Source organism: Bernardetia sp., from assembly GCF_020630935.1.
Lineage (GTDB): Bacteria > Bacteroidota > Bacteroidia > Cytophagales > Bernardetiaceae > Bernardetia.
In genome coordinates, this window is sequence record NZ_JAHDIG010000032.1 from 1 (window position 1) to 7,401 (window position 7,401).

The 7,401-nt window shown below is 33.8% G+C and carries 7 protein-coding genes; 1 reads left to right on the forward strand and 6 read right to left on the reverse strand.

Features of this window, described 5'->3' with window-relative positions; genetic code table 11:
* Positions 1 to 41: 41 nt before the first annotated feature.
* On the reverse strand, positions 42 to 1,142 hold the full coding sequence (locus tag QZ659_RS10395; RefSeq protein ID WP_291725743.1) for a diphosphomevalonate/mevalonate 3,5-bisphosphate decarboxylase family protein: 1,101 nt from the start codon (positions 1,140 to 1,142) through the stop codon (positions 42 to 44).
* Positions 1,143 to 1,460: 318 nt separating this feature from the next.
* Between QZ659_RS10395 and QZ659_RS10400 the strand changes: the two genes are divergently transcribed.
* A complete protein-coding gene (locus QZ659_RS10400; protein ID WP_291725745.1) occupies positions 1,461 to 3,344 on the forward strand; it encodes a hypothetical protein in 1,884 nt (627 codons plus the stop codon).
* A gap of 10 nt (positions 3,345 to 3,354) precedes the next feature.
* Here the strand turns inward: QZ659_RS10400 and QZ659_RS10405 are convergent, their stop codons facing one another.
* The 5 genes from QZ659_RS10405 to QZ659_RS10425 form a co-directional block, all read right to left on the reverse strand.
* Positions 3,355 to 3,720 carry a hypothetical protein gene (locus tag QZ659_RS10405; RefSeq protein WP_291725747.1) on the reverse strand — a complete coding sequence of 122 codons (366 nt, stop codon included), beginning with the start codon at positions 3,718 to 3,720 and terminating at the stop codon, positions 3,355 to 3,357.
* An 8-nt stretch (positions 3,721 to 3,728) separates the two neighbouring features.
* Positions 3,729 to 4,874 carry a methionine aminotransferase gene (locus QZ659_RS10410; protein WP_291725749.1) on the reverse strand — a complete coding sequence of 382 codons (1,146 nt, stop codon included), beginning with the start codon at positions 4,872 to 4,874 and terminating at the stop codon, positions 3,729 to 3,731.
* A gap of 86 nt (positions 4,875 to 4,960) precedes the next feature.
* Positions 4,961 to 5,602, reverse strand: coding sequence for a class I SAM-dependent methyltransferase (locus tag QZ659_RS10415; protein WP_291725750.1), 642 nt, complete (start codon positions 5,600 to 5,602; stop codon positions 4,961 to 4,963).
* 115 nt (positions 5,603 to 5,717) lie between these two features.
* Entirely contained in the window at positions 5,718 to 7,064 is a 1,347-nt protein-coding gene (locus tag QZ659_RS10420; protein ID WP_291725751.1) for an efflux RND transporter periplasmic adaptor subunit, read from the reverse strand.
* 139 nt (positions 7,065 to 7,203) lie between these two features.
* The coding region (locus QZ659_RS10425; protein ID WP_291725752.1) for an ATP-binding protein at positions 7,204 to 7,401 on the reverse strand (198 nt) is incomplete at its 5' end.

Genomic DNA, 7,401 nt, shown 5'->3' on the forward strand with positions numbered 1-7,401 from the left:
TACTGATTACTGATTACTGATTACTGATTACTGATTACTGATTACTGATTACTGACATGGTCTTTCAAGTATTTTCCTTCAAAACAAAACGGTTTTAGTTTTTTGTCTATAAAGTCTAAACATTCTTTTTTGTATTTGTTCGGATACAAAACATGTACATTTGCACCTGCATCAAGCGTAAAACAGATAGGAATGTTTGTTTCTCTTCTAAAGGCTTGAATTTTTTTAATAATGGTTAGTGTTCCTGTTTCCATCAAAATAAAAGGAGGAGAGCTACACATCATCAGCGCATGTAAAACAAAGGCTTCATTTTCTACAACTTCAATAAATGTATCTGTATCACCGTTTTCTAGTGCAAATGCTAATTTTTGAAGGTTGGAGTGAGCCAGTTCATAACGAGTTTTGGCAAATGGATTCGTTTCCATAAGCGCATGACCTGCACGACTAGAAACACTTTTTTCTTCTGCTGAAACTATCAGAATCGTATCTTGATAATTTTGAAAAATATCGTGGATAGGTAAAGTATAAGGACTTGCCCAAAGGTCAGACGAATCTTTTACCACATCTGTTTTTCCCCACGTTGTGATGGGAATGTTTGAATAAACAGAACGAGCCGCACTTCCAGAACCCAAACGAGCCAAATAGGAGGCTTTTTGATAAAATTCTTCTGTGTTTTGAAGTGTATTTAACAGTCTTTTTTCCAAATCGCACAAGCAAAGAGCCAAAGCTGCCATACTAGAAGCTGACGAAGCAATCCCAGCCGAGTGAGGAAAGGAATTTTGAGAGTATATTTTGAGATGAACAAAACCCAAATAAGGCTGTGTAGGCAACAGACTTTCTAAAAACTTACGTATTTTTTGTTCAAATTTTTCGTTTTTCTTGTTTTCAAACCAAAACTCTAAAGAAATTTCAGATTTAGACTCTGTTTCGTTTTTGGTTTGATAGTCTAGTTTTGTTTCTGTAAAAGCATTGGTAAGCGTAAAACTAAGAGAAGGATTGTTGGGAAGCTGTACGCCATGTTTGCCCCAATATTTTATCAGAGCAATATTTGAGGGACTTCTGTGAGTAATTATTCCTTTTTTTTCTTCTTTTAAAAGAGAAGTTTCCTTAAAAAAATGGTTGTCTGTTACAGAAAAATTCATAAGCAAATGAGGTAGTGATTAATTTTTAGCGATTAATTAAATGCCTATTTGCAGTTAATTAAACAAAACAAAAGCACAAAGGTAATTATCAAAATGGATAAATACTTTTTTATATAAAATGTTTTGAGGAAATTATAGAAGGAACAAAAATAAATGAAAATATTTTGAATCAGAATTTCTTCAAAATAAAACAAAATTTCTCAGTAGTAGTCTGTTGTGTATTTTATAAGGTTTTGTGTATATTTCCGTTATAAAACTATAAAATTCTTAAAGGTTATAGTAGCATTGAGGCAAAATTATAAATATATATTCGATTTTATGAATCATTTTTTTTCTACTACAAGCAGTTTTTTGCTACCAAAATTGTGTTTTACACTTATTTTATCCTTATTCTCTTCCATGTTTTCGTTGGTTTTAGGGCAAGTTTCTACTGTAAATAAGCTAGATGAAAATGAGATTAGTGTGATGGAATTTACTTTCGAAAAAGATAAATCTCCTACATTACAAGGGGATACATTTCCTCAATTTGCTTTAGAGATTTTATCTAAATATGAAACAAAATCTTCTTATGAGTTGAAATATGATGTAGAAATTGCACACGATTCAGAAAAAGAAGGAAACTATAATATTGCGTTTTTCTCTAAGGAAGTTGTAGGAGGAACATATCGAAATCTTTCAATAGCTGATTATTTATTACCCGAACAAATTAGTTTTAATATTATTTGGGGACACGAAAATCAAAAGGAAGACGATTCGACGATAAAGAAAGAGTTTAGTAATGTAGAATTTGATGTAAACCACAAGCTAAATGTAGAGGTTGCGTTTACCAAATCAGATGATATACGTCCTATCTTGATAGAAAATATAGTTTTTCATTATGGAGACTTACAAGAGAAAGCTCTGCGTTCTCGTGTAACGCTGATTGATGAGTACTACAAAGAATCACAAAAAATCAAAGAGTTTTTGCAAGATTTAGAAGCCATTCGAAACAAAAAAATACAAGATGACACAGAAGTAAAACAAAAATTAGAATACATTCAGAAAGCCATTAAAAAATTGGATGCCTACTCCAACGAACTCATAACAGAAGGACAAGACCCAGCAGAGCTTCGTAAACAACTTAGCAAGCTTAAGACCACCTATACACAAACTCATTCGACAGTCTTTACTAAAACGACTGAATCAGAAAAATTCTGCCAAGATGAATATCAGAAAGGAAAAAAATTCTTGGAAGAAGCAAAGGCAAACTCTGCTCAAATGGCATTTAGTTCTGTATTACAAAAATGTCCTACTCATGCGCCTTCTTTAATTCGTAGAGCGCAACTTTTTTATCAAGAAGGAGATTTTGAAAATGCTCGTCAAGACCTTTCTCATTTGCCAAAAGGAGAAAAGTTGAATACTGTATTGGAAAACGAAAACGATTTGAGAGCATCTATTGAGAGTGTCTATTACGATTTGTTTGCCTTTTTTGTGCGAAAAGGTGATTATGCAGCCAAAAACTTAGAGTTTGATGAAGCATTTCATTTTTTCTCTCAAGCCAAAGAAATTTGCTTAGAAAATCCATTTCTTCCCAACTGCGACGACCAACTTGCTCCACGCCTTGCAAAAGCACAAAAAGACCAGTTGGAGTACCTAGATGCACAAATTACAAGTTCGTTATATGAAAATAACTTGTCAGAAGCTGTCGATTTTGTAACAAAATCGAAATCTATTTTGAATACAAAAGACAAAGATAGCCGAGAAAAACTAAGCAGACATGAAGCAATACTCACCCAAAAATTGGCAAAAAGAACAAAAGATGCTATCGTGATTCAGAACTGGGAAGAAGCTCTTAATTCCTTAGAACTAAATATAGGACTTGCAGAGGGACTTACAAAAGCTGATTCTACTTCGTTTTGGAAGCATTTGGGGAAAAAGCTTCAAATACAAACAGAAAAAGAACTTCTTCTTTATTCAGCAGTCCGTTATTCTCAATTAGATTTGCCTTTAACAAACTCTCTTCTCAAACGTCTTACAGAAGTAGAAATTTCTAAAAATGAATGGCAACAGTTGGGACAAGATATTGGTAAAAAAGATTATTATCTCCAGCCAGAAGCCAGCCCAGAAGAAGTCATTACAAGATATGTTTTGTTAGACCCTGCACTTAATAAAAATTTCCAAAAAGGATATTTTGAGGTATGGAAAAAACTAGATAAAGAGTAGTTTTGGTAAATTATTTTTTATCCAAAAATATCTCAAGACCAAAATATTTTTCTCTTGCTTCGTTGAGCTTTAGATTTTGGTCTTTTATTTTGTAAGCGATTTTAAATAAATCTGCCAAGCCTTTTGTTGCCAAACTCATCAGACCATCAGAGTTTTCGTGGTCGCAGTGAAAAGTAGCTTTTCGATTAGGTGATTGCCGTAGGTGAGAAGGATAAAACTCTACTTCTGCACATACGAAGGAAAAAGCATCTGCTCCACTCATCCCTTCTTCTGTGTCCCATTTCCAACGCAAATTATCAGTTGCTCCTACTAAAATTGTACTATTTTCTATATCTATCCAATTAATGACTAAATGTGTTGGTGTTTGTGTGTCCATATAACTTTCTAAATTTTACTCAATTTCTCTACAGCTTTCTCTAAGGTTTCATTATTTTTTGCAAAACAAAGACGAAGCATTTTGGCTGAATTATCGTTTTCATTTTGATAAAATGGAGAAATTGGAATACTAGCTACTCCAATATTTTCAGTAAGCCAAATAGCAAAATCTGTATCTTTTTCCTCTGAAATAGCCGAATAATCAACAAGCTGAAAATATGTTCCTTCAGATGGCGTAAATCTAAATTTGGTTTCTTCTAAGAGTTTGCACAAATAATCTCTTTTTTCTTGATAGAAAGAGGCTAAATGAATATAGTTTTCTTCATTTTTTAAAAACTCTGACAAAGCAACTTGAATGGGCGTAACAGTACTAAAAGTAATATACTGATGTATTTTTCGAAGTTCTTTGGTAAGTTTTTTAGGAGCTACAACATAGCCAACCTTCCAGCCTGTGGCGTGAAAGGTCTTGCCAAATGAAAAAACAGCAAACGAACGTTCTTTCAAATTTGAATATGCCAAAACGCTTTCGTGTTTTTTATTATCAAAAATTAGATGTTCATACACTTCATCACTCACTACCAAAATTTGAGTTCCTTCCAAAAGCGAATCTAAGGCTTTCAAGTCTTCACTTGTCCACGCAGAACCTGTCGGATTGTGTGGTGTATTGAAAATAATCAAGCGTGTTTTTGGCGAAATAAGGCGTTTGAGTTGTTCAAAATCGGGTCTAAAACTAGGCGCAGAAAGAGAAACTCGTCTTACAATTCCTCCTTGTAGTTCAATAGCAGGAACGTATAAATCATAAGCAGGTTCGAAAATAATCACTTCATCATTTTCTCTTACTGTGGCAGCAATAGCAGCAAAAATCCCTTCTGATGCTCCTGAAAGAACAGTTGTTTCAGTATCTGGGCAAATATTTATATTGTATATATTTTCTATTTTTTGAGCAATTTGTTCACGTAAGGGCATAAAACCAGCCATAGGAGCATACTGGTTGAAATTGTTTTGCATTGCTCTAGTAACTTCTTGTAGTAAAGTATTATCTACTTTAAAATCTGGAAAACCTTGGGAAAGATTAATAGCATTGTGTTTTTGAGCCAATGCAGACATTACTGTAAAAATAGTTGTGCCTACTTTTGGTAGTTTTGTAGTTATCAAGTTGTGGTAAATTTAGGTAATTATCGGTAGGGATAATGCATGGATTATCCTTACTAAAGGTCTGAGTGTAAAGGCTAGTAAGTAGTTTAGTTTTCAAAAACATAAAAAACCCTATCCAATCCTGTTGTAGATTGATATTTTATAAGCTCTAAAGATTTGTAATGACAAGATTCTTTGATAAGATGCATATCTTCTTCGTAAGGCATGTAAGCATCTAGCGTTCCCCAATCCATTTCTACACGGATATAGTGTTTATTGATTTTCATTCCCACAAACTTTATTTTGTCTTGTGGGGCTTCAATAAACAATTTGCCACCTGTTTTGAGATATTTTCTAATTTTGCAAATAGAATCTCGTTGTTGCTCTAGGTTTTGTTCTAATATGCCAGACCAAAGCCACAAAACAGCATCTACTTTTTCTGGTAGTTCCAACTCTTCAATATCTTGATGCAGCATAGACAAGTTTTCATTGTCGTATTCATTTTGTATATAATCAACAAAAGCTTGTACTCTTTCTACACCATAAATTTTACCTTCAAAACCACGCTTTTCAAGTTCTTCGATGGCTCTACCATAACCAACACCTAGTTCTGCAATGACTTTTGCATCTTTTATTTGAGGGTATATTTGGTCGATATCAATGCCTGTGTCAAACCCTGTAACCCCTGCAAGTTCTTTAAATTTTTCTATTTGAATATTTCTATAAAAATCTATATTAGCTAATGTCATAATTTTGTCTTGAAGTAATACAATAGGCTATTTTAGGCGAAAGCAGCTAATTACAAATGTAGAATATGATACTGTTTGCAGACTTTTCCATTTTACATTAATAATATCTTGCAATTTACTTTGCTTTTTTGTCTTTTGCAATTCTTACTTTGCTTTCATCTTCCAAAGTTTTAGAAACTGCATTGTATGGCGCAACCACCACTTCTTTTCCTTCTTCTACCCCACTTAAAATTTCTATATTTTCAAAGTCGCTTATCCCTGTTTTGACTTCTACTTTCTTAACTTGATTGTCTCCATCTCTGACAAAGACAACCTCTTTAACTTTTTCTTTTGTAGCATTTTTAGAATCTTTATCTTCATTATCGTCATCTTTTTTCTTACCCCATCCACCTTTTTCTTCCTTTTTTTCTCCCTCTTTACGAACCGTAACGGCTGCCAACGGAACAGCAAGTACATTGTTTTTTCTGTTGGTAATAATCTCTACATTTGCCGTCATTCCAGGAAGGAAAGGAAAATTTCTTTTTTCTAATAATTGTTTATATGAATCTCTTTCCATTCTAATCTTGACCTCAAACTCGGTAACAGCATCAGCCGTAACAGTTTGTAAATTATTAGCAGATTTGGCAATAGAAGTAACAATACCAATAAACTTTTGGTCTTCATAGGCATCTACTTCAACATAAGCTGTATCGTTCATTTCAATTCGGATAATATCATTTTCATTCACATTTACCCTAACTTCCATATTTTTAAATTCAGCAATACGCAAAAGTTCTGTTCCTGTCATTTGTACTGTTCCTACCACACGTTCGCCTTCTTCTACATTGAGAGAGGAAATAATTCCACTCTGTGGAGCAAAAATAGTAGTCAGAGAGAGGTTAGCTTGTGCCTCTTGCAAGGTGGCTCTAGCACTTTGCAAGGCATATCTTGCACTTTCTACTGTTTTTTCGGCAGCTTGAAGTTCAGATTCAGCAACTTTAAAACTTGCTTCGGCAGCTTGAAAATCTTGTAAGGAAATTATTTTGTCTTCATAAAGCTGTTTTTGTCTTCCAAAATCTGCCTTAGCTCTAAAATACTGTGCTTTTGATTGTTGTAATCTTGCATTAGCTTGTTCTATATTTGCTCCTTGTGAACCTAGAGAAGCACGAGTTCTGTCGACGGCAGTTTGATAAGTGTCAGGACGAATTTTTAAAAGCAGTTGTCCTTCCTTGACAGAGTCTCCTTCTTTTACCAATAATTCTGTAATTTCTCCAGATACGTCTGGAGAGAGCTTTACCTCTACTTCTGGATAAATTTTGCCTGACGCACTCACTCTTTCCACTATCTGAACACGTTTAGCAGGTAAAAACTCTACTTCAATGCCTTCTGGTGTACCAAACCACCCCATTTTTTTGCCTGTTACACCTAAGATAACGAATAAAACGACAGCACCAATGATGATAAAAAGTTTTTTGTTAGACATGAATAAATGTAAAGTTTAGATTATTGAATTTAGAATAGAAAAAAATATCTGTATTGTGTAGGTCAAAAGGCTTACCTTTGAGATAACCATAGAAAAACAGAACAGCCAGTAAGTTGTTCAGAAAAGTAAAAAATTACAATTAACTTTCTTTTTTGATAGGAATACAAATTTCAAAGGTGGTGTTTCCGTTTTCAGAATGTACTTTTATGCTGCCTTTGTGCTGCTGAATGATGCGCTGCGTGATGTCTAAGCCTAATCCTGTTCCTTTGCCAACCTCTTTTGTTGTAAAAAACGGGTCAAAAATATTATTTATAATTTCTTTTGGGATTCCTCCTCC